Genomic DNA, 21,214 nt, shown 5'->3' on the forward strand with positions numbered 1-21,214 from the left:
TTCAGGATGCGCGCGGCCGATATTTCCGACGACATCAGCGAAGTCCTCCTCACCGAGGAGCAGATCCACGGCAAGCTCGCCGAACTCGCCGCGCAGGTCGCGCAAGATTACGCCGGGCGCGACGTCGTGCTCGTGGGCGTGCTGAAGGGCGCCGTCATGGTGATGGCCGACTTCGCCCGCCACCTGCCGATCCACATCACGATGGACTGGATGGCCGTGTCCTCGTACGGGGCGAGTACGCGCTCGAGCGGTGTCGTGCAGATCCGCAAGGACCTCGACACCGACATCACGGGCAAGCACGTCCTGATCGTCGAGGACATCATCGACTCCGGCCTGACCCTCAGCTGGCTGCTGGAGAACTTCGCCTCTCGCGGTGCCGCGTCGGTCGAAGTCCTCGCGCTCCTGCGCAAGCCCGACGCGATGAAGGTCGAGGTGGAGTGCCGCTACGTCGGGTTCGACATCCCCAACGACTTCGTCATCGGCTACGGGCTCGACTACGCCGAGAAGTACCGCAACCTGCGCGACGTCGCCGTGCTCGCGCCGCACGTCTACTCCTGACGGCGGTCGGGACGCCGCGCGCCGGGGCGTGGCATCCGTGGTCCCGGTACGCCCACGACGAACGCACAGTCTCGGCATAGCCGTCGGGCGTTACCCTGTTTGAACCGCTTTTCCCCGAGCGGATCACGAAAGGGCTGGGCTCGCCCACCATGGATTTCAAGAAGATCACGCGCAATCCGATCATCTACGTTCTGCTGGTCGGTCTGCTTCTGGTCATCGGTTTCTCGCTCATCACGAACCTCAGCGGCGCGCGCCAGATCTCCACTCAGGAGGGTCTCCAGCTGCTCAAGGGCGGCACGGTGGCATCCGCGACGACCAATGACACCGATCAGCGCGTGGATCTGAAGCTCTCCCAGCCGTACGAAGGCGCCGACAGTGTGCAGTTCTACTACGGCGGTGCGCGTGCTTCGGAGGTCGCGACCGCGATCGACAACGCCGCCCCGAAGGACGGCTTCAACGACGTGGTCCCGCGCCCGGGCTGGTTCGACGGGTTCATTTCGCTCATGCTGCCGCTGGTGCTGCTCGGGCTGCTGTTCTGGTGGCTCCTCTCCAGCGCGCAGGGCGGTGGAAGCAAGGTCATGCAGTTCGGGAAGTCGCGGGCGAAGCTCGTCACGAAGGAGACCCCGACGGTCACGTTCCAGGACGTCGCGGGCTCCGACGAGGCGATCGAAGAGCTCGGCGAGATCAAGGACTTCCTGAAGGACCCGAAGAAGTTCGAGGAGGTCGGCGCGCGCATCCCCAAGGGCGTGCTGCTGTACGGCCCTCCCGGAACCGGTAAGACCCTGCTCGCCCGCGCCGTCGCCGGCGAGGCGGGCGTGCCCTTCTACTCGATTTCGGGTTCGGACTTCGTCGAGATGTTCGTCGGCGTCGGCGCGAGCCGTGTGCGCGACCTCTTCAACCAGGCGAAGGAGAACTCGCCCGCGATCATCTTCATCGACGAGATCGACGCCGTGGGTCGCCACCGCGGCGCCGGCATGGGCGGCGGTCACGACGAGCGCGAGCAGACGCTGAACCAGATGCTCGTCGAGATGGACGGCTTCGACCCCAAGGTCAACGTCATCGTCATCGCCGCGACCAACCGTCCCGACATCCTCGACCCCGCGCTCCTGCGCCCGGGCCGCTTCGACCGGCAGATCGGCGTCGACGCCCCCGACCTCAAGGGGCGCCAGCGCATCCTCGAGGTGCATGGCCGCGGCAAGCCGCTGTCGGACTCCGTCGACCTCGAGGTCGTCGCCCGCAAGACGCCCGGTTTCACGGGTGCCGACCTGGCGAACGTGCTGAACGAGGCCGCTCTCCTGACCGCGCGCTCCAACGCGCAGCTCATCGACAACCGCGCCCTCGACGAGGCGATCGACCGCGTCATCGCCGGTCCGCAGCGCCGCACGCGCGTGATGAAGGACAAGGAGAAGCTCATCACGGCATACCACGAGGGCGGTCACGCTCTCGCGGCGGCGGCGATGAACCACACCGACCCCGTCACCAAGGTCACGATCCTCCCGCGCGGCAAGGCGCTCGGGTACACGATGGTGCTGCCGCTCGACGACAAGTACTCCGTGACCCGCAACGAGCTGCAGGACCAGCTGACGTACGCCATGGGCGGCCGCGTCGCGGAGGAGATCGTCTTCCACGACCCCACCACGGGCGCCTCGAACGACATCGAGAAGGCGACGAGCATCGCCCGCAAGATGGTGACCGAGTACGGCATGACGAACGAGGTCGGCCCGGTCAAGCTCGGCTCGTCGTCGGGCGAGGTCTTCATGGGCCGCGACATGGGTCACGGTCGTGACTTCTCGGAGCGCATCGCCGAGCGCGTCGACGCCCAGGTCCGCGGACTGATCGAGCAGGCGCACAACGAGGCGTACCAGGTGATCAACGACAACCGCGAGGTGCTCGACCGCCTCGCGCTCGCGCTCCTCGAGAAGGAGACGCTCGACCACCTGGAGCTCGCCGAGATCTTCAAGGACGTCAAGCGCCTGCCCCCGCGCCCGCAGTGGCTCTCCTCGGGCGACCGCCCGGTGTCGAGCCTTCCGCCGGTCGAGGTGCCGCGTCGTCAGGCGCCCTCGGGTGTCGCCGCGTCCGTCGAGGCCGACGCTCAGCCCGCGACCCAGCCGCAGCGCCAGCGGCCGAGCGGACAGACGCGTCCGGCCACCGCCTAAGGCGCCGTGGCCGTCGACCGGGAGCGCGTGTCGGCGCTCGTACGCGAGCTGCTCGAGGCGATCGGGGAGAACCCCGATCGCCCGGGCCTCCGGCAGACTCCGGCGCGCGTGGCGGATTCCTGGACCGAGTTCTTCGGGGGAGTGGGGCAGGATGCCACGGCCCCGCTGCAGCACACGATCTCGGTGAGCCGCGGGCCGGCGCCGGACACCCTGCCCTCCGGGGCGGTGATGCTCCGGGACATCGCGTTCCGTTCGATGTGCGAGCACCACCTGCTGCCGTTCCGCGGTCGGGCGCACGTCGCGTATCTGCCGGGTGAGCGGGTCGTGGGACTCGGGGCGCTGCCGCGCGTGATCGACATCCTCGCGGCCCGCCCGCAGGTGCAGGAGCGGCTCGGCGAACAGGTGGCCGACACGATCGCCGGCGCTCTCGACGCGCGGGGCGTGCTGGTGATCCTGGATGCCGAGCACGAGTGCGTCACGATGCGCGGGGGTCGTCAGCCCGACGCGTCGACCGTCACGATCGCCGCGCGCGGGGTCTACACCGACCCGGCCGGCCGCGCCGAGCTCGTCGCGCTGATCGGGCGGGACCGCCCGTGACGCTCGTGATGGGCATCCTCAACGTCACCCCCGATTCCTTCAGCGACGGCGGTCGTTTCCTCGACCCCGACGTCGCGATCGCGCACGGGCGTTCCCTCGCGGCCCAGGGGGCCGACCTGCTGGACGTCGGCGGCGAATCGACCCGGCCCGGTGCGGATCGCGTCGCACCGCGGATCGAGCAGCAGCGTGTTCTCCCGGTCGTGGAGGTGCTGGCATCCGAGGGTCTGTTCGTCAGCATCGACACGATGAACGCCGCGACGGCGCGGGCCGCCGTGGCGGCGGGGGCGCGTCTGGTCAACGACGTCTCCGGTGGACTCGCGGATGCCGAGATGCTCGCGGCCGTCGCCGAGTCCGATGCGGAGATCGCGCTGGGACACTGGCGCGGGCCGTCATCCGAGATGTACGCGCGAGCCGATTACGACGACGTGGTGGCCGAGGTGCTCGGTGAGCTTGCGGAGCGGGTCGACGCGGCCGAGGCCGCGGGCATCCCGAGGTCTCGGATCGTCGTAGATCCCGGCATCGGTTTCGGCAAGCGCGGCGATCAAAACTGGCAGGTGCTGCGCGCGCTGCCGCGGCTGGCGGGGCTCGGCTGTCGCGTCCTGGTGGGCACGAGCCGCAAGCGGTTCTTGGCGGATGTGCTCGGCGCGGATGCCGACCTCCCCCGCCGCGACCTCGCGACCGCCGTCACCAGCGTCCTGGCCGAGCGCGCCGGCGCCTGGGCCGTACGCGTGCACGACGTTCCGACCACTCGCGACGCGCTCGCCGTCGCCCGCGCCTGGGAGGCCTGATGGACTTCGCCGACGAGATCACGCTGACGGGGGTACGCGCCTTCGGCTTCCACGGCGTGTACGCCGAGGAGAAGCGCGAGGGGCAGGAGTTCGTCGTCGACGTCGCGTTGCAGCTGTCACTGCGTCCGGCAGCCGAATCGGATGCCGTCGTGGACACCGTGCACTACGGCGAGCTCGCCGAACGCGTCGTCGCGCACGTCGAGAACGACCCCGTCGATCTCCTCGAGACCCTGGCGCAGCGAATCGCCGATGACGTGCTGTCCGACGAGCGGGTGATGCTCGTGACGGTGACCGTGCACAAGCCGCAGGCGCCGATCACGGTGCCGTTCGGCGACGTGTCGGTGACGATCCGGAGGGGCCGCGCGTGAGTGTTCGCCTCGCTCACGGCATCGGCGACCCGCCCGCCCACGATCCGATCGCAGCGGTCGTCGCGCTCGGTGCCAACCTCGGTGCCCGCGCCGAAACGCTCGCCGCGGCCGTCGAGGAGCTCCGGCTCTTGCCGCTGACCACCGACGTGCGCGTGTCGGAGCCGATCGAGACCGTGGCCGTGACGCTCACGGGCGAGGATGCGGACGCCCCGCGATACCTCAACGCCGTGGCTCTGCTGCAGACGCGCCTCGCTCCGACGACCCTGCTGCGCGAGCTCCACCGCATCGAGGCCGAGCACGGCCGCGTGCGGCGCGAGAAGTGGGGCGACCGCACGCTCGACCTCGACCTGATCACCTACGGTGACGAGCGCATCGACGACGAGCGGCTGACGGTTCCCCATCCACGTGCGCACGAGCGCGAGTTCGTGCTCGCTCCGTGGGTGGCGATCGACCCGGATGCCGTGATCCCCGGCCGCGGTCGCGTGGACGCGCTGCTGGCGGGTGTGCGCGGCGGTGGGACGCGTGACGCTCGGTCGGTTGACGAAGCCGGGCATGACGCTCGGTCGGTCGACGGGGCGGGGCAGGACGCGCCGTCGGCCAGTGCCGAGGAGAGGGGGACGCAGTGAAGCGGACAGGGGCGACGATCCTCCTGATCGCGGCGCTCGTAGGTCTCGTCGTCGGGTTCCTCGTCGACACCGTGCTCACGTCGACGGGGCGTCCCACTTTCGTGCCCGCGGCGAGTCTGCCGACCATCCTCGTGCTTCTGGGCGCTGTCGTCGTGGCGTTAGCCGTGCCGATCTTCCGGGCGTCGCGGGGCCGCAGCGGCCGGCGCATCGACCCGTTCCGGGCCCTGCGGATCGCGATGCTGGCGAAGGCCTCCTCTCTCGTGGGCGCAGCCGCGACCGGCTTCGCGCTGGGGCTTCTCACTTTCGTCTTCACACGTCCCTTCACTCCGTCGTTAGGCTCATTGGGGTCGATCATCGCGACGGCCGTGTGTGGTGCCCTCCTCGTCGTCGCGGGACTCGTGGCCGAGCAGCTGTGCACCATCCGGAAGGACGACGATGACGAACACCCCGGATCTTCCGGAGCGCACCCCGACGCCGGTTCCCCCGCCTGAGTCCACGGCATCCGTGCTCGACGATGCGACGTATTCGCGCATCCTCGAGCCGCGCGGCCCCGGGCGGTTGCCCCTCGGGGACGGCACGTGGCACCAGCTCGCGCGCGCGTACGTGCGGGTGCAGCTGATCTCGCAGGGTGCCGTGTTCGCGGTGGCGCTCGCCGCCGCCATCGTCGTCCAGGTTCTGAGTGGTGTCTTCTGGCAGTGGATCCCCGCCGGCGCGATCCTGCTCATCACGGCGATCACGATGATCATCACGCCGCGCCAGGCGCGCGCGTTCGGATACCAGCTGCGGCGTGATGACCTCGTGTTCCGCCGGGGGATCCTCTGGCAGCGCGTCGTGGCCGTGCCGTACGGCCGCATGCAGCTTGTCGACATCACGCACGGTCCGCTCGACCGCGGCTTCGGGATCGCACAGCTCAAGCTCGTCACGGCGGCCGCCTCCTCGGGTATCACCATCCCGGGCCTGACGCAGGCCGCCGCAGAGCAGCTGCGCGACACCCTCATCGACGTCGCCGAGACCCGCCGGACCGGGCTGTGACCGATCCGTCGCGTCCGGGCGGGGCGCTGCCTGGGGACGGTGCGCTCGGTGCTGCGCCGCCGGGCCATGCTTCGTCCGCTCACGACGGGGTGCCTCCCCGGGCGCTCGTGCGGTCGCCGCTGAGCGACGGCGAGTGGCAGCGCCTGCACCCCCTCACGCCACTGCTGCGCGGCGGGCTGTTCCTCGTCGTGATGATCGGTGTGATCGTCGCGAACCTGCGCGAGCGGTTGATCGAGCTGTTCCTGCCCGCCGTGACGGATCTGCCGCCCGGCGTCATCCCACCCGACCCGGTCGACTTCATCCTGGCCCACAACCTCATCCTGATCGCCGGGGGTGGGGCGCTCGCGGTGCTCATCGTGCTGCTCGTCATCTTCCGGTTGTCGTGGCGGTTCCACACCTTCCGGATCAGCGACGACGACGTCGAGGTTCGGTCCGGAGTCCTCTTCCGCACGCACCGTCGGGCCCCGCTCGACCGTGTCCAGGGCGTCAACCTGACGCGGCCGCTGGTGGCACGTCTCCTGGGCCTCGCGAAGCTGGAGGTGGTCGGTGCCGGTCTCGACTCCAACGTGAAGCTCGAGTACCTGTCCGCGCCTGCGGCTGAAACCGTCCGCGGCGACATTCTGCGGTTGGCATCCGGTCGCCGCCTGGCGGAGCGCGGCGCGGCCGCGGTCGCATCCGGGTCTCCGGTCCAGCAGGCGGCCGATGCGGTGGCCGCCGGCATCCAGGGCATCGTCGACGGCGAGGACTTCTCCGACGCCGAACCCGAGAGCATCGTGCGGATCCCGTTCGGGCGTCTCGTCGCGTCGCGGGTGCTGAGCGGTTCCACGTTGACGCTCGTGGCGTTGATCGCCGCGATCATCGTCGCGGCCTCGTTCTCGACGCTGTGGGTGCTGTTCACGATGGTTCCTGCCTTCCTGGCTTTCGGGGCCTACTACGTGCGTTCGATCGCGCGGGGACTGCGGTACGCGATCGCCCCCAGCCCCGATGGGGTACGGCTCACGTCGGGCTTGTTCACGACGGTGAGCGAGGTGCTCCCCCCGGGTCGTGTCCACGCGATCGAGGTGCACCAGCCCCTGATGTGGCGCCCGTTCGGGTGGTGGAGCATCTCGGTCAACCGGCTGACGGGCCACAGCCGCGGGTCGTCGGACTCGAACGCGGATCCGTTCGCGACCGTACTCCCCATCGGGACGCGCGAGGACGTCGAGCGCGTGCTGGGGATTCTCCTCCCGGCCCTCCCCGCCGACGAATGGACGTACGTCTTCCGCCACGGCATCCTGGGCCCGGTGGACGACGACCCGTACGTGAGCACACCCCGTCGGGTCTGGCTGTTGCGACCCCTGTCGTGGCGGCGCAATGGCGCCGTCGTCTCGGCGGACGCGATCTTCCTCCGCCGCGGCTGGGCGCACCGCACCCTCGCAGTCATCCCTCTGGCGCGGCTGCAGTCCATCGGGCTGCGGCAGGGGCCGCTCGCCCGGGCGACCCGCACGGCGACTCTCGCCGCGCACGTGATCCCCGGCACGGTCCGGACCTCGGTCGGAGCTCTCGACCGGGATGCCGCGCTCGCGCTGTTCGACGACGCCGCCCGCGCGACGGTCGCGGCGGCGGCGGGCGACCGGAGCCACCGGTGGGCCGGATGAGCGGGGGACGCGACGGTCGGCTCGGTGTCGGCATCATCGGCGCGGGGCGCGTGGGCCCCGTGATCGGGGCCGCCCTCGCGGGCGCGGGCCATGCCCTGACCGGCATCACGTCAGGATCGGACGACGACCGCGTGGAGGCGATCCTTCCCGGACTCCCTGTGCTGTCGTCGGAGGAGGTCGTGCGCCGGAGCGAGCTCGTCGTCGTGGCCGTGCCCCACGACCAGCTACCGGGGCTCGTGGCCGGGCTCGCCGATATCGGTGCGTGGCAGCCCGGGCAGCTCGTGCTGCACACCGACCCGGGGTACGGCGTCGAGGTGCTGGCGCCGGCACTGCAGCGCGGGGTCATCCCGCTCGCCATCCACCCGGCGATCGTGTTCACCGGGGCGTCGTCCATCGACCTCCGCCAGCTTTCGCAGGCGTACGCGGCCGTCACGGCACCCGCTCCGGTGCTGCCCATCGCCCAGGCGCTCGCGGTCGAACTCGGATGCGAACCGGTGGTGATCGCGGAGGCCGACCGTCCCGCATACGCCGAGGCCGTCGCGACCGCCACGCAGTTCTCACGGTCCATCGTGCGCCAGTCGGCCGAACTCCTCGCCGGCGTCGGCGTGGAGAACACCGGGGCGTACCTTTCGGCGCTCGTGCGCTCCAGCGTCGACCAGGCGCTGGTGGAGGGGACGGGGTCGGCCGGCGCGGACGGCATCCCGCCGGACGCTACGATCGACGGATGATCCGCACCATCTCGGATCTGCGCACCCGACTGGCCGAGGCCAGAGGCGCAGGTCGCACGGGCGGTGCTGCGCGCGTCGCTCTCGTCTCGACGCTCGGGGCCCTCCACGACGGTCACGTCGACCTCATTCGCACCGCACGCGAGCGGGCCGACCTCGTGGTGGTGTCGACGTTCGTCAACCCGCTCCGATTCCGCACGGCGGAGGAGACCGCGAACTATCCCCGGACCCCCGACGCGGACGCCGATCTGCTGGACGAACTCGGCATCGATCTCGTCTTCGCGCCGACAGCGGCGGAGTTCCTCCCCGCCGGGACCGCGACCACCCGCGTGTCCGCGGGCGACCTGGGGTTGCGCTACGAGGGACGCACGCGACCGTTCTATTTCGACGGGGTCCTCACGGTCGAGGCCAAGCTGTTCCACCTCATCCGCCCGGACGTCGCGGTGTACGGGGAGCGCGACCTGCAGCGGGAGTTCCTCGTGCGGCGAATGATCCGCGACCTCGACTTCGGGATCGAGACGGCGCTGGTGCCGACCGTGCGCGCGGAGGACGGTCTTCCGATCTCGAGTCGCGTGGGTCTGTTGGACCCGGCGGATCGTCGCGCTGCCGCGAAGCTCCCGGTCGCCCTGGAGGCTGCGGCATCCAATGCCGATCTGGGTGTGGATTCCTGCATCGCCGCCGCGCAGTCCTCGCTGATGGGGGAGCCGCGCATCGGTCTGGAGTACCTCTCGGTGGTCGATCCCGAGACATTCCTCCCCGTCGACGACGGGCACCGCGGACGGGCCATTGCGCTCATCGCCGCGACGGTCGGCGGGCACCGGTTCATCGACAACGCGGAGATCTCCCTGCGCTGAGGGGATCCCCGCTCCGAGAAAACGCCCGGCGCCTCGCGGATAAACTCGATGAGACCCCGAGGAGCCTTCACGATGACCGACGCGCCCGCGAACGACGCCGAACCGACCGAAGACGACGTCTTCGAGCAGAAGGCGGTGCGCCTCGCCAAGCGGGAACGCCTGCTCGCCGAGCGCGCGGATGCCGCGGGTGGACCGTACCCGGTCGTCGTGCCGGTGACGGACACGATCCCCGCACTGCGCGAACGATACGGCGACCTCGAGGCCGGTGCCGAGACGGGTGTGACCGCGGGCGTGGCGGGGCGCGTCGTGTTCAGCCGGAACACCGGGAAGCTCTGCTTCGCGTCGCTGCAGTCCGGTGATGGCAGCCGTATCCAGGCGATGGTGTCGCTCGCGAACGTGGGCGAGGATTCCCTGCAGGCGTGGAAGGAGCTCGTCGACCTCGGTGACCACGTGTTCGTCGCCGGCGAGGTGATCTCGAGCCGGCGCGGCGAGCTGTCGATCATGGTCTCGCAGTGGGAGATCGCCGCGAAGGCCGTCCTCCCCCTTCCCAACCTGTACTCCGAGCTGAGTGAGGAGAGCCGCGTCCGCAGCCGCTTCCTCGACCTCATCGTTCGGGATCGCGCCCGCGAAACGGTGCTCGCACGTGCCAAGGTGAACGCGAGCCTGCGCCGCACGTTCGCCGAGCGCTCGTTCGTGGAGGTGGAGACTCCGATGCTGCAGGTGCAGCACGGTGGTGCCAGCGCCCGCCCGTTCATCACCCACTCGAACGCCTTCGACGCCGACCTCTATCTGCGCATCGCTCCGGAGCTGTTCCTCAAGCGTGCGGTCGTGGGCGGTATCGACCGGGTCTTCGAGATCAACCGCAACTTCCGCAACGAGGGAGCGGACTCGACCCACAGCCCCGAATTCGCGATGCTCGAGGCCTACCAGGCCTACACCGACTACAACGGCATCGCGGACCTCACGCAGACCCTCATCCAGGACGCGGCCGTCGCTGTTGCGGGTTCCACGACCGTGACGTGGGCCGACGGCACCGAGTACGACCTCGGCGGCGACTGGGACCGCATCTCGATGTACGACTCGCTCTCCGACGCGGCGGGGCGGGCCATCACCCCCGAGACGACGCTCGACGAGCTGCGCGCCCTCGGTGCCGAGGCGGGAGTCGACGCCCCCGCTCACGAGACGCACGGTAAGTGGGTCGAAGAGCTGTGGGAGCACTTCGTCAAGGGCGGACTGACCCGTCCCACGTTCGTCATGGACTTCCCCCTCGACACCAGCCCGCTCGTTCGTGAGCACCGCTCGATCGCCGGCGTCGTGGAGAAGTGGGACCTGTACGTGCGCGGTTTCGAGCTCGCCACGGGGTACTCCGAGCTGGTGGACCCGGTCATCCAGCGCGAGCGTTTCACCGAGCAGGCGAAGCTCGCGGCCCGAGGTGACGACGAGGCGATGTCCATCGACGAGGAGTTCCTCCGCGCGCTCGAGCACGGCATGCCGCCCACCGGCGGCATGGGGATGGGGATCGACCGCCTGCTGATGGCCATCACCGGGCTCGGGATCCGTGAGACGATCCTGTTCCCGCTGGTGAAGTAACCGCCGGGCGTTCGAACACCCACTCGGGCAGACGCCCGTGACCCACGAGCGTGCGCACGATCCCGGCGAGGCCGTGCTCGGCGTCGATCGCGAGTGCCTGGTCGGCATATGCCGCTGCGTGCGTCGATCGACCACCGGCCCACGCGAGCCACGCGCACGCGGCGAGCGGTCCGGGACGCTCCGCGCGCGGGGTCGCCGCGGCGACCTGACGGCAGGCCTCGAGGGCTCGGAGAAGTCGCGTCGGTTCGGGCCGCGCGCCCTCGCCGCACATGGGGCGTGCGAGGTCGGCGGGGAACGCACGCCCCTCCGCGAAGGCGAACTGTGCGCGGTACGTGGCGTCACCGGTCGCGAGGTCGCCGACCCACTGCATCAGGGCGACGTCTCGGAGCGCGGGCCGCTGGAGGCAGAACGACATCGCGGCCAGCTGCGGGACGTCGAGCGGTGAGTCGGAAGCCACGGCGGCCTCGAACACGGCCGGGGGATCGCCGAGGACGTCGATGAGCTTCATCGCGTCGCTGCGGTGGCGTCCCGACAGTCGCTTTGCGGCGCGCGAACGCGTCAGGAGAAGCTCGGCGTCGGTCAGGAGGCGTGCGACCGTTTCGACCGAGGCTTGTGCGATTTCCGGGAGCGCCACCGCGGAGAGCTGATCGCCGTCCACCGCGGGCAGGTCATCGCGTGCCTCGATGTCCGCAAGCGGGAGCGGGCCGTCGTCCGCCGGCGCCACGTAGCTGTCCCATCCGTCGGCGCCGACGACGAGGGCGTCCGTCACGCGGAGGCCGCAGATGTGGGCGCGCGACCGTACGGCATCGATGAGGGACCGGTGCGGCAGGTCTCGGGCATCCGTGAGAGAGCGATCGGTGTAGACGACGGCGGCGATGGCATCCGCTCGCGAGATCTTGCACGCCATCCCGATGACGGTGGAGGCCACGCTGTCGACGTCGGCGCTGACCGCCGGGTCGGGGAGGTCGACACGCAGTGCTCCGATCGATCGCCCGTCGGCGAACGCGACGAGGGCGAGACTCCGGTGCGGCGTGCACTCGAGCAGGTGGGGGACGAGGGCGAGGAATTCGGCCGAGGATCCGGCGCGGACGATCGTTGACATGCCCACGAGACTGGCCGGGTCGATCGGTCGGTCGCCCGGGGAGAACCGCGATCTGGGGAGGGATCGGAAAGTCCGCCGGGTGTGAGGGAGGGGTCGCGCTCCCGACCGATGCACAGGAGATGGCCGTATCCTGGGCGGGTGGATGACGTCTGGACTGCCGTGCTGTGGCCGTTGCTGCCGACGCTGGCGGTGTCGGTGATCTTCTTCTTCATCCTGCGGTCGGTGATCCGGATGGACCGCACCGAGCGCAAGGCCTACGCGCGCATCGAGGCGCAGGAACGCGCGAAGCGCGGACTCCCCACCTCCGACGGCACTCCGCGCTGAGCGCCGCCGTTCTCCGAGTGTCCGAGCCGGTCACTACGCTGGGGGGACATTCCGCCCAGGAGGTCCCGTGATCGACACCACGTTCGAGGCGAGCTGGCTCGTCATCGCGCTGTTCGTGATCGATCTCGTCGTGCGCATCGCCGCGGTCATCATCGTCCCGCGCAACCGCCGGCCCACCGCGGCGATGGCGTGGCTCCTCGCGATCTACTTCATCCCGTACGTCGGGGTGCTGCTGTTCCTGCTCATCGGAAACCCGCGTCTTCCGCGCAAGCGCCGCCGCAAGCAGGCCGACATCAACCGCTACATCCACGACACGAGCGAGTCGCTCGAGTTCGGGACTCTCCGCCCGAACGCCCCCGACTGGTTCCGGGCGCTCGTACGCCTCAACCGCAATCTGGGCGCCATGCCCATCGCGGGTGACAACGCCGCGACCCTGATCGCCGACTACCAGGAGAGCCTGGACGCGATGGCGGATGCCATCCGTCGGGCGAAACGCTACGTGCACGTCGAGTTCTACATCCTGCAGACCGACGCTTCCACCGACAACTTCTTCCGCGCCCTCGAGGAGGTCGCCGAACGCGGCGTCGTCGTTCGCGTACTCCTCGACCACTGGGCCAACCGCGGCAAGCCCTACTACCGTCAGACTCTTCGTCGGCTGGATGCCATGGGCGCGCACTGGCATCTGATGCTTCCGGTCCAGCCGCTGCGCGGCCGCTACCAGCGTCCCGACCTGCGCAACCACCGCAAGCTCCTGGTCATCGACGGCGACGTCGCGTTCATGGGGTCGCAGAACGTGACCGATTCGTCGTACAACCTGCGCAAGAACATCCGGCGGGGACTCCACTGGGTCGACCTCATGGTGCGCGTCCAGGGTCCCGTCGTCGCCAGCATCAACGCGGTGTTCCTCAGCGACTGGTACAGCGAGACCGACGAGACGCTGACCGACGAGATCGACCTGTTCAGCGTCGAATCCGGTCCCGGCGACCTCGATTGCCAGATCGTCCCCTCGGGCCCCGGCTTCGACTTCCAGAACAACCTGAAGCTCTTTCTGGGTCTGCTCTTCGCGGCCCGCGAGCGCATCATCATCGTCAGTCCCTACTTCGTGCCCGACGAGGCTCTGCTCCTCGCGATCACGACCGCATGCCAGCGCGGTGTGCACGTCGAGCTCTTCGTCTCGGAGGAGGGCGACCAGGCGATGGTCTACCACGCCCAGCGCAGCTATTACGAGGCGCTGCTCACCGCAGGCGTGAAGATCTGGATGTACCGCAAGCCCTTCATCCTGCACAGCAAGAGCCTGACCATCGACGACGAGGTCGCCGTGATCGGCTCGAGCAACATGGACATGCGCTCGTTCGGTCTCAACCTCGAGATCTCGATGCTCGTGCGCGGCGAGGAATTCGTGCGCGACATGCAGCGCGTCGAAGACGTGTACCGCACCCTCAGCCGTGAATTGACGGCGGAGGAGTGGCGGCGCCAGCCGCTCCGTTCGACGATCCTCGACAACCTCGCGCGCCTCACCTCGGCGCTGCAGTAGCCGCACGATCGCGGCATCGCCTAGCCCTGGAGCACCAGCAGGTCGCCGACCTCGCAGTCCAAAGCGTGGCAGATCGCCGCGAGGGTGGAGTAGCGGATCGCGCGGGCGCGGTCGTTCTTGAGTACCGACAGGTTCACGATGCTCACCCCGACCAGCTCGCTCAGTCGCGTCAGCGTCATGCCCCGTTCGGCGAGCAGCTCATCGAGTCGGCAGTGGATGCCGCTGGGTCCTTCGTCGTCGACCGCGGGGCTCACACGAGTCCTTCCGTGTCGCGCTGCAGGCGGATCCCGTAGGAGAACACCACGGAGAGGGTGAGAACACCCAGGCCGACCAGTGCCCAGATGGGCTCGAAGGCCGACCCGATGACGAAGACGTCCCCCGCCGATGGATTCAGTTCGGAGGCGGCCATCATGCGTCCGAGCCCGGTCAAGCCCGCCGACAGGATGCCGCCGATCAGCAGCGAGGCCCCGGCAACGCGCGTCGCGACCACCAGGGCGCGATGGAAGGGGCGTCTCCACGTCACCAAGAGGAAGAACAGCATCACGGCACCGATGGTCAACAGAGTCGTCAACGCTCCCGCAGCGGTCCCCGACGCGAGAAGGCTGCGCGCCCCCGCGCTCAGACCGTCGGCGACCACCCAGGCCGATTCGTATCGGGCGGAGACCGTCTGCGCGCCGGTGCCCGTGGGTGCGGTGAGGACGGCGGCGTCGGTGAGCAGACGGAACCCCCCGTCGCCGGTGGCGATGCCGATCGCGCTGCGCACGGCGGGGAGAGCGAGCACCGAGCCCATGACGGCGCTCGCGGCGACGAAGAGGACGAGGATGCCGCGCTCCATTCGTGGTGAGACGGGGGCCGGAGCGGTCATCACACGAGCCCTTCCGTGTCGCGCTGCAGGCGGTCGCCGACGGTGAAGACCGTGCTGGCCAGGGCGACCAGGAACGCCGCGCCGAACAGCGTCGGCAGGTCGATGACCTGGACGAGCCCGCGGTCGTACGTGTAGTCGGACATCCGCGCCAGTGCGCCGTTGGCCACCATGTTCTGGAAGAACGGGACGCCGGCGAGACCGACGAGGGCGACGATTCCCGCCGCCGACACGAGCGTCGTGTTCCGGCGGCTGAAGATCCGGCCGCGCAGGATGTCGGCCACGAGCAGGAGGAGCAGCAGGACGACGGTCACGACGACCGCGGCGAAGAGCGCCTCCGCGATCACGAGCGCCCACAGCGAGGCGATCGGCAGCTCAGGAGCGATGATGGCGCCGGTGCCGAGCTCGACCGGGACGGGCGCGCCGTCGGGTCCGAGCGGCGCCTGGGCGACGGTGTCGAGGAACGGCGCGGTGACGCGGACATCGCGCCCCGGAAGGGCCCCGGCGATGCGGACCGCGCTGTGCACGACAGCCCAGATCGCCAGGCCGACGCCCAGGACGATGAAGAAGAGGAAGGCGACGGTGTCGCTGCGGGACAAGATGCGCGAGGTCGGACGGGGGGATGCCATCACTCACTCCTTATCGAAAGTCGTTGTTATCGTTGGTCGATAAGTTATCGATTTTCGATGCCTCTCGCAAGCCCGCCGTCGCGTTGGGTATGCCCACGGCGAACACGGGTCCGTGGCATCCGACCGCTGGTTACTCTCGATGTACGGCGCGCGGAGGCGTGCCTGTCAGCCCATTCCTGGAGGGACTGAGGATGTTCGAGAGATTCACCGACCGTGCCCGTCGCGTGGTTGTGCTCGCCCAAGAAGAGGCGAAGATGCTCAACCACAACTACATCGGGACCGAGCACATTCTCCTCGGCCTCATCCACGAGGGAGAAGGAGTCGCCGCCAAGGCGCTCGAGTCCCTCGGCATCTCGCTCGACGCCGTGCGCGAGCAGGTGCAGGACATCATCGGTCAGGGCCAGCAGCAGCCGACCGGTCACATCCCCTTCACGCCGCGTGCGAAGAAGGTGCTCGAGCTGTCGCTGCGCGAAGCGCTGCAGCTGGGCCACAACTACATCGGCACCGAGCACATCCTGCTCGGCCTCATCCGCGAGGGTGAAGGCGTCGCCGCCCAGGTGCTCGTCAAGCTCGGCGCCGACCTGAACAAGGTGCGCCAGCAGGTCATCCAGCTGCTCTCGGGCTACCAGGGCAAGGAGCCCGCGGGCGTCGCGTCCGGCGCCGGCGAGCAGAACCAGGGCGCCGCCCAGGGCGGGTCGGCCGTGCTCGACCAGTTCGGTCGCAACCTCACGCAGGCCGCGCGCGACAACAAGCTCGACCCCGTCATCGGGCGCGAGAAGGAGATCGAGCGGGTCATGCAGATCCTCTCGCGTCGCTCGAAGAACAACCCCGTCCTCATCGGGGAGCCCGGTGTCGGAAAGACGGCCGTCGTCGAGGGTCTCGCGCAGGCCATCGTCAAGGGCGACGTCCCCGAGACGCTGAAGGACAAGCAGGTCTACTCGCTCGACCTCGGTTCGCTCATCGCCGGTTCCCGTTACCGCGGTGACTTCGAGGAGCGCCTGAAGAAGGTCACCAAGGAGATCCGCACGCGCGGCGACATCATCGTCTTCATCGACGAGATCCACACCCTCGTGGGTGCCGGTGCCGCCGAGGGCGCGATCGACGCGGCATCCATCCTCAAGCCCCTCCTTGCCCGCGGTGAGCTCCAGACGATCGGTGCCACCACGCTCGACGAGTACCGCAAGCACTTCGAGAAGGATGCCGCGCTCGAGCGCCGCTTCCAGCCGATCCAGGTCGCCGAGCCGAGCCTGCCCCACGCGATCAACATCCTGAAGGGGCTGCGCGACCGCTACGAGGCGCACCACAAGGTGCAGATCACCGACGGCGCGATCGTCGCCGCGGCGAACCTCGCCGACCGCTACATCAGCGACCGGTTCCTGCCGGACAAGGCGATCGACCTGATCGACGAGGCCGGCGCGCGCCTGCGCCTGTCGATCCTGTCGTCGCCGCCGGAGCTGCGCGAGTTCGACGAGAAGATCGCCAAGGTCCGCGAGCAGAAGGAGTTCGCCTCCGAGGAGCAGGACTTCGAGAAGGCCGCAGCCCTCCGCGATGAGGAGAAGTCCCTGCTCGCCGAGCGTCTGCGCCTCGAGAAGCAGTGGCGCTCCGGCGACGTCGCCTCCCACGCGGTGGTCGACGAGGGCCTGATCGCCGAGGTGCTCGCCCAGGCGACCGGCATCCCGGTGTTCAAGCTCACCGAGGAGGAGTCCAGCCGCCTCATGTTCATGGAGAAGGCCCTGCACCAGCGGGTCATCGGCCAGGAAGAGGCGATCGCGGCCCTGTCGCGGACGATCCGTCGTCAGCGCGCCGGACTCAAGGACCCGAAGCGTCCGAGCGGCTCGTTCATCTTCGCCGGCCCCACCGGTGTCGGAAAGACCGAGCTGGCCAAGGCGCTCGCCGAGTTCCTCTTCGACGACGAGGGCGCCCTGATCTCCCTCGACATGTCGGAGTTCGGTGAGAAGCACACGGTCTCGCGTCTGTTCGGTGCCCCTCCCGGGTTCGTCGGGTTCGAAGAGGGCGGCCAGCTCACCGAGAAGGTGCGCCGCAAGCCGTTCTCGGTCGTGCTCTTCGACGAGATCGAGAAGGCCCACCCCGACATCTTCAACTCGCTGCTGCAGATCCTCGAAGAGGGTCGTCTGACCGACGGTCAGGGCCGCGTCGTCGACTTCAAGAACACCGTCATCATCATGACGACGAACCTCGGTTCGTCGGCGATCGCCGGTGGTCCGGTCGGCTTCCAGATCGAGGGCAGCGCGCAGACCTCGTACGAGCGGATGAAGGGCAAGGTCGACGAAGAGCTCAAGCGCCACTTCAAGCCCGAGTTCCTCAACCGCGTCGACGACGTCATCGTGTTCCCGCAGCTGAACAAGGACGAGCTCCGTCAGATCGTCGGGCTGTTCGTGAAGCGCCTCGCCGACCGGCTGCTCGACCGCGACATGACGGTGGAGCTGTCGGACGACGCGAAGGACAAGCTCATCGAGATCGGCTTCGATCCGACCCTCGGCGCGCGGCCCCTGCGCCGCGCCATGCAGCGCGAGGTCGAGGACCGCCTGAGCGAGAAGATCCTGCACGGCGAGCTCGAGTCCGGCGACCACGTCAAGGTCGGCGTCGAGAACGGGCAGTTCACGTTCGAGAGCGGACCTCGCGGCGACAAGGTCGCGATCGGTGTGGGCACGGCCGGCGAGATCGCCGCGACGCCCGACACGCTCGCCGGCTGACCCGACGACACGACAGGGCCTGGATGCCATGGCATCCAGGCCCTTCGTCGTCCCCGCCGCGAAGATCACGGCATGCCGGGGGAGCGCCCGGCTCGTCGTACGCTGGGACGATGACCACCGCCGCGCCGTTCGTCGTCCGCCCCGCCGGGACCCGCGACGTCCGACGCATCCACGAGCTGCTCGAGCCGTTCGTGCAGAAGAGGATCCTGCTCGGCAAGGACCTCGTGGTGCTGTACGGCTCGGTGCAGCAGTTCGTCGTGGCCGAGGCTGACGGCGAGGTCATCGGCTGCGGCGCGCTGCACGTCATGTGGGAGGACCTGGGCGAGATCCGGACGCTGATCGTCCATGACGAGTGGCTGCACCACGGGGTCGGTCGCCGTATCGTCGAGGTGCTCGAGGAGAACGCGCGGGCGCTCGGCGTCTCGCGGCTGTTCTGCCTCACCTTCGAGGTGGATTTCTTCACGCGACGCGGCTTCGCGCCCATCGGCGAGCAGGTCGTCGACCCCGACGTGTATTCGCAGCTGGTCCGCAGCCCCGACGAGGGTGTCGCGGAGTTCCTCGACCTCGCGCACGTGAAGCCGAACACGCTCGGCAACACCCGGATGCTCAAGCAGCTCTGAGCGCGGCGTGGCGTGGCCGCTCAGCCGCGCGGCCTACGCTGGAACGATGACCGATGCCCCCCGCAGGCGGCGGCAATCCCCGGCGGTCTACCGTCGACGCCGTCTCGCCGCCGTGCTTCTCGCGCTGCTCGTGATCGGCCTCGTCGTGTGGCTCGTCGCCGCGCCGCCGTGGCGCTCCGCGCCGACCGCCGACCCCGCGCCCGTGGCGAGCTCCGCCGCGCCCGCGCCGTCGGCGCCCGCCTCGCCCTCCGCACCCGCCGAGTCGCCGACGCCCTCGGCGAGCCCCAGCCCGAGCGTGCCCGCGGGTCCCGCGGAATGCGCCGCCGCGGACATCAAGGTCGAAGCGCTCACCGACAAGACGGAGTACGGGCAGGGCGAGAACCCGCAGCTGTCGATCCGCCTCACCAACACCTCGGCGAACCCGTGCACGATGAACGTGGGCACGAGCGCGCAGTCCTTCACGGTGACCAGCGGCTCCGACGTGTGGTGGCGGTCGACCGACTGCCAGTCCGAGCCCAGCGACATGGTCGTGACCCTCGCCGCCGGCCAGCAGGTCACGAGCGCGGCTCCCCTCACGTGGGACCGCACGCGCTCGTCGGTGAGCTCGTGCCAGGGCGAGCGGCCGTTCGCCCCCGGCGGCGGCGCGACGTACCACCTGAGCGTCTCGATCGGTGGCATCCCGTCCGCCGGAACGGCCGCGTTCATCCTGCGCTGATACGGGTCGCTCGCGCTTCAGTGTCCAGGACACGCGGATCGCGCGCCGACGCGTCCGCGTGTCTTGGACACCCAAACTGGGACGGCACCAGGCGAAGAGGGGCGGATGCCAGTGGCATCCGCCCCACTGTCGTCAGCGCTTCTCGCCGAAGACCTCGCCCTCCATCGCGTCGTAGCCCTCTTCCTGCGGGTCGCGGTGCAGGCCGCCGGACAGGGCGTACTCCTCCTCGGGGGAGAGCACGAGGCGGTGGCGGCCGTAGATCGCGAAGCCGATGAAGATGATCGCGTAGACCACGATGATCGCGACGATCGCGGGCAGGTACGCGGGGTTCAGCAGCAGACCGAAGAAGACGATCGCGGCGATGATCGCTGCCGAGTAGGCGCCGAACAGTCCCCACGGGCTCTTGTAGGGCCGGACCGCGTTCGGGAACTTCCGTCGCAGCACGATGAACGACACCATCTGCAGGAAGTACGCCACCACCGCGCCCCACACGGCGATGTTCAGCACGATCGCGCCGGCGGGGCTGGCATCCCCACCCGCCGCCTGCACGACGACGAGGGCGACGAACCCGACCACGGCCCCGAAGACGAGCGCGACCCACGGGGTCTTGCGAGCACCGGTGAGCGACAGCCAGCGCGGGTAGTACCCGGCGCGCGACAGCGAGTACATGTTGCGGCCGTAGGCGAACATGATCCCCATCAGCGACGCGAGCAGGCCGATGAGCGCGAGGAGCGACAGCAGCGCCGCGGCCTGGTCGCCGACCATCGCGCGGAACCCGTCGAGCAGCGGCTCGAGCGAGCTGCCGGTGGCGTCGGCACCGAGGACCCCGGTGTTGAGGAACAGCACGATGAGGCCCGTGATGATGAGCGTGCCCCGGGCCCAGAGTCCCGCGCGGGGAATGTCGCGGGCCGGGTTGTGCGACTCCTCCGCGGCGAGCGGGAGCTCTTCGATGCCGAGGAAGAACCACATCGCGAAGGGGAGGGCGAGGAGGATCGATCCGACGCCGTAAGGGAGGAACGCGGACTGCCCCTCATCGGGCGCGATGTCCCACAGCGAGCCCCAGTCGAAGGTGCCGGTGGCCAGGGACATGATCCCGAAGACCACGATGATGCCGATCGAGATCACCGAGACGACGATCGCGAAAACGAACGAGATGTTCGCCCCCGCGGCATTGAGGGCGATGAACACGGCGTAGAGGATGATCCACCAGACGAACGCCGGCAGGCTGACGCCGGTGAGCAGCTCGAGCGCGGAGTCGGCGTACTGCCCCGAGAAGTAGACGACGACGGCGGTCGTCGCGACGTACTCGATGGTTTCGGCGAGGCCGGTGGCCAGACCGCCCCACGGTCCCATCGCGGAGCGCGCGAACGAGTACGCCCCGCCCGTGTGCGGCATCGCGGCGGCCATCTCGCCGATCGAGAACGTCAGGCCGTAGTACATGATCACCAGCACGACGAACGCGATCAGCATGCCGCCGAACCCGGCGAAGCCGATGCCGAAGTTCCAGCCGGAGAAGTCGCCGGAGATGACCGCGGCGACGGCGAGGCCCCACAGGCCCCAGACGCCGGCGGAGCGTTTCAGGGTGCGTTTCTCGAAGTAGGAGGAGTCGGTCGCGGTATAGGTGGCCCCGGCGACCTTTTTCTGTGAACTGCTCGAGGTGGACATGGAGCCTCCTGATAGATGCGGACAGGCTTCGGGAGCGCCTTTGCGGGAAATCATGGCGTTCTATTGGTCGACCTGTCTACCTTTGGCGTGTAAGTTCCTCGTTACGGCCTCCGGTAGA

Annotated in this window: 22 protein-coding genes; 17 read left to right on the forward strand and 5 right to left on the reverse strand. The window is 69.3% G+C overall.

What is annotated here, in order from left to right; genetic code table 11:
• Window positions 1–6: 6 nt before the first annotated feature.
• The 12 genes from hpt to lysS all read left to right on the forward strand — a co-directional run bounded on the left by hpt (window position 7) and on the right by lysS (window position 10,931).
• A complete protein-coding gene (gene hpt / locus AVW09_RS15755; RefSeq protein WP_063258946.1) occupies window positions 7–558 on the forward strand; it encodes a hypoxanthine phosphoribosyltransferase in 552 nt (183 codons plus the stop codon).
• 149 nt (window positions 559–707) lie between these two features.
• Complete coding sequence (gene ftsH / locus AVW09_RS15760; protein ID WP_063258947.1) at window positions 708–2,714, forward strand: ATP-dependent zinc metalloprotease FtsH; 2,007 nt, start codon at window positions 708–710, stop codon at window positions 2,712–2,714.
• 6 nt (window positions 2,715–2,720) lie between these two features.
• On the forward strand, window positions 2,721–3,311 hold the full coding sequence (gene folE / locus AVW09_RS15765; RefSeq protein ID WP_063258948.1) for a GTP cyclohydrolase I: 591 nt from the start codon (window positions 2,721–2,723) through the stop codon (window positions 3,309–3,311).
• Complete coding sequence (gene folP / locus AVW09_RS15770; protein WP_063258949.1) at window positions 3,308–4,099, forward strand: dihydropteroate synthase; 792 nt, start codon at window positions 3,308–3,310, stop codon at window positions 4,097–4,099. Before folE ends, folP begins: the two co-directional genes overlap by 4 nt.
• Window positions 4,099–4,467 carry a dihydroneopterin aldolase gene (gene folB / locus AVW09_RS15775; RefSeq protein WP_063258950.1) on the forward strand — a complete coding sequence of 123 codons (369 nt, stop codon included), beginning with the start codon at window positions 4,099–4,101 and terminating at the stop codon, window positions 4,465–4,467. The genes folP and folB overlap by 1 nt, the downstream gene beginning before the upstream one ends.
• The gene (folK, locus tag AVW09_RS15780) at window positions 4,464–5,093 is read left to right on the forward strand and encodes a 2-amino-4-hydroxy-6-hydroxymethyldihydropteridine diphosphokinase (protein WP_082823033.1); all 630 of its coding nucleotides are present in this window, start codon (window positions 4,464–4,466) and stop codon (window positions 5,091–5,093) included. Before folB ends, folK begins: the two co-directional genes overlap by 4 nt.
• Window positions 5,090–5,584, forward strand: coding sequence for a DUF3180 domain-containing protein (locus AVW09_RS15785; RefSeq protein WP_063258951.1), 495 nt, complete (start codon window positions 5,090–5,092; stop codon window positions 5,582–5,584). Before folK ends, AVW09_RS15785 begins: the two co-directional genes overlap by 4 nt.
• Window positions 5,529–6,125: a PH domain-containing protein gene (locus AVW09_RS15790; RefSeq protein ID WP_063258952.1), complete on the forward strand. Its 597-nt coding sequence runs from the start codon at window positions 5,529–5,531 to the stop codon at window positions 6,123–6,125. Before AVW09_RS15785 ends, AVW09_RS15790 begins: the two co-directional genes overlap by 56 nt.
• A gap of 89 nt (window positions 6,126–6,214) precedes the next feature.
• Complete coding sequence (locus tag AVW09_RS15795) at window positions 6,215–7,762, forward strand: PH domain-containing protein (protein WP_063258953.1); 1,548 nt, start codon at window positions 6,215–6,217, stop codon at window positions 7,760–7,762.
• Window positions 7,759–8,490, forward strand: coding sequence for a DUF2520 domain-containing protein (locus tag AVW09_RS15800; protein ID WP_063258990.1), 732 nt, complete (start codon window positions 7,759–7,761; stop codon window positions 8,488–8,490). The genes AVW09_RS15795 and AVW09_RS15800 overlap by 4 nt, the downstream gene beginning before the upstream one ends.
• On the forward strand, window positions 8,487–9,341 hold the full coding sequence (gene panC, locus AVW09_RS15805) for a pantoate--beta-alanine ligase (protein WP_063258954.1): 855 nt from the start codon (window positions 8,487–8,489) through the stop codon (window positions 9,339–9,341). The genes AVW09_RS15800 and panC overlap by 4 nt, the downstream gene beginning before the upstream one ends.
• A gap of 72 nt (window positions 9,342–9,413) precedes the next feature.
• Window positions 9,414–10,931: a lysine--tRNA ligase gene (gene lysS / locus AVW09_RS15810; RefSeq protein ID WP_063258955.1), complete on the forward strand. Its 1,518-nt coding sequence runs from the start codon at window positions 9,414–9,416 to the stop codon at window positions 10,929–10,931.
• Here the strand turns inward: lysS and AVW09_RS15815 are convergent.
• Entirely contained in the window at window positions 10,882–12,033 is a 1,152-nt protein-coding gene (locus tag AVW09_RS15815) for a DUF4192 family protein (protein ID WP_063258956.1), read from the reverse strand. The genes lysS and AVW09_RS15815 overlap by 50 nt on opposite strands.
• 138 nt (window positions 12,034–12,171) lie before the next feature.
• Here AVW09_RS15815 and AVW09_RS15820 point away from each other — a divergent pair, with 138 nt between their 5' ends.
• Window positions 12,172–12,357 (forward strand): hypothetical protein, encoded by a 186-nt coding sequence (locus AVW09_RS15820; protein WP_063258957.1) that lies wholly within the window; start codon window positions 12,172–12,174, stop codon window positions 12,355–12,357.
• A 70-nt stretch (window positions 12,358–12,427) separates the two neighbouring features.
• The gene (gene cls / locus AVW09_RS15825; RefSeq protein WP_063258991.1) at window positions 12,428–13,891 is read left to right on the forward strand and encodes a cardiolipin synthase; all 1,464 of its coding nucleotides are present in this window, start codon (window positions 12,428–12,430) and stop codon (window positions 13,889–13,891) included.
• A gap of 20 nt (window positions 13,892–13,911) precedes the next feature.
• On the opposite strand, the gene AVW09_RS15830 is transcribed toward cls, so the two are convergent.
• The 3 genes from AVW09_RS15830 to AVW09_RS15840 are packed head-to-tail and all read right to left on the reverse strand — an operon-like array spanning window position 13,912 to window position 15,382.
• Window positions 13,912–14,145 carry a helix-turn-helix domain-containing protein gene (locus tag AVW09_RS15830; RefSeq protein ID WP_063258958.1) on the reverse strand — a complete coding sequence of 78 codons (234 nt, stop codon included), beginning with the start codon at window positions 14,143–14,145 and terminating at the stop codon, window positions 13,912–13,914.
• The gene (locus tag AVW09_RS15835) at window positions 14,142–14,756 is read right to left on the reverse strand and encodes a hypothetical protein (RefSeq protein WP_156496139.1); all 615 of its coding nucleotides are present in this window, start codon (window positions 14,754–14,756) and stop codon (window positions 14,142–14,144) included. The genes AVW09_RS15830 and AVW09_RS15835 overlap by 4 nt, the downstream gene beginning before the upstream one ends.
• Window positions 14,756–15,382 carry a hypothetical protein gene (locus AVW09_RS15840; protein ID WP_063258960.1) on the reverse strand — a complete coding sequence of 209 codons (627 nt, stop codon included), beginning with the start codon at window positions 15,380–15,382 and terminating at the stop codon, window positions 14,756–14,758. The genes AVW09_RS15835 and AVW09_RS15840 overlap by 1 nt, the downstream gene beginning before the upstream one ends.
• A 191-nt stretch (window positions 15,383–15,573) precedes the next feature.
• Here AVW09_RS15840 and AVW09_RS15845 point away from each other — a divergent pair, with 191 nt between their 5' ends.
• The 3 genes from AVW09_RS15845 to AVW09_RS15855 all read left to right on the forward strand — a co-directional run bounded on the left by AVW09_RS15845 (window position 15,574) and on the right by AVW09_RS15855 (window position 19,431).
• Complete coding sequence (locus tag AVW09_RS15845) at window positions 15,574–18,096, forward strand: ATP-dependent Clp protease ATP-binding subunit (protein ID WP_063258961.1); 2,523 nt, start codon at window positions 15,574–15,576, stop codon at window positions 18,094–18,096.
• A 110-nt stretch (window positions 18,097–18,206) separates the two neighbouring features.
• Window positions 18,207–18,716: an amino-acid N-acetyltransferase gene (locus AVW09_RS15850; RefSeq protein WP_063258962.1), complete on the forward strand. Its 510-nt coding sequence runs from the start codon at window positions 18,207–18,209 to the stop codon at window positions 18,714–18,716.
• Window positions 18,717–18,762: 46 nt separating this feature from the next.
• Window positions 18,763–19,431, forward strand: a complete 669-nt coding sequence (locus AVW09_RS15855) for a hypothetical protein (protein WP_197462671.1) — start codon at window positions 18,763–18,765, stop codon at window positions 19,429–19,431.
• Between the two features lie 132 nt (window positions 19,432–19,563).
• Here the strand turns inward: AVW09_RS15855 and AVW09_RS15860 are convergent, their stop codons facing one another.
• Window positions 19,564–21,096 (reverse strand): amino acid permease, encoded by a 1,533-nt coding sequence (locus tag AVW09_RS15860; RefSeq protein WP_063258963.1) that lies wholly within the window; start codon window positions 21,094–21,096, stop codon window positions 19,564–19,566.
• Between the last annotated feature and the right edge of the window lie 118 nt (window positions 21,097–21,214).

The organism is Microbacterium sp. T32 (genome assembly GCF_001619615.1).
Classification (GTDB): domain Bacteria; phylum Actinomycetota; class Actinomycetes; order Actinomycetales; family Microbacteriaceae; genus Microbacterium.

Bases quoted from the DNA above. Each gene is read 5' to 3' on its own strand.
- hpt (WP_063258946.1), top strand. From the start codon at position 7: ATGCGCGCGGCCGATATTTCCGACGACATCAGCGAAGTCCTCCTCACC.
- panC (WP_063258954.1), top strand. From the start codon at position 8,487: ATGATCCGCACCATCTCGGATCTGCGCACCCGACTGGCCGAGGCCAGA.
- AVW09_RS15835 (WP_156496139.1), bottom strand. From the start codon at position 14,756: ATGACCGCTCCGGCCCCCGTCTCACCACGAATGGAGCGCGGCATCCTC.
- AVW09_RS15850 (WP_063258962.1), top strand. From the start codon at position 18,207: ATGACCACCGCCGCGCCGTTCGTCGTCCGCCCCGCCGGGACCCGCGAC.
- AVW09_RS15860 (WP_063258963.1), bottom strand. From the start codon at position 21,096: ATGTCCACCTCGAGCAGTTCACAGAAAAAGGTCGCCGGGGCCACCTAT.
- AVW09_RS15855 (WP_197462671.1), top strand. From the start codon at position 18,763: ATGACCGATGCCCCCCGCAGGCGGCGGCAATCCCCGGCGGTCTACCGT.
- AVW09_RS15790 (WP_063258952.1), top strand. From the start codon at position 5,529: ATGACGAACACCCCGGATCTTCCGGAGCGCACCCCGACGCCGGTTCCC.
- ftsH (WP_063258947.1), top strand. From the start codon at position 708: ATGGATTTCAAGAAGATCACGCGCAATCCGATCATCTACGTTCTGCTG.
- AVW09_RS15815 (WP_063258956.1), bottom strand. From the start codon at position 12,033: ATGTCAACGATCGTCCGCGCCGGATCCTCGGCCGAATTCCTCGCCCTC.
- AVW09_RS15845 (WP_063258961.1), top strand. From the start codon at position 15,574: ATGTTCGAGAGATTCACCGACCGTGCCCGTCGCGTGGTTGTGCTCGCC.
- AVW09_RS15840 (WP_063258960.1), bottom strand. From the start codon at position 15,382: ATGGCATCCCCCCGTCCGACCTCGCGCATCTTGTCCCGCAGCGACACC.
- AVW09_RS15800 (WP_063258990.1), top strand. From the start codon at position 7,759: ATGAGCGGGGGACGCGACGGTCGGCTCGGTGTCGGCATCATCGGCGCG.
- lysS (WP_063258955.1), top strand. From the start codon at position 9,414: ATGACCGACGCGCCCGCGAACGACGCCGAACCGACCGAAGACGACGTC.
- folB (WP_063258950.1), top strand. From the start codon at position 4,099: ATGGACTTCGCCGACGAGATCACGCTGACGGGGGTACGCGCCTTCGGC.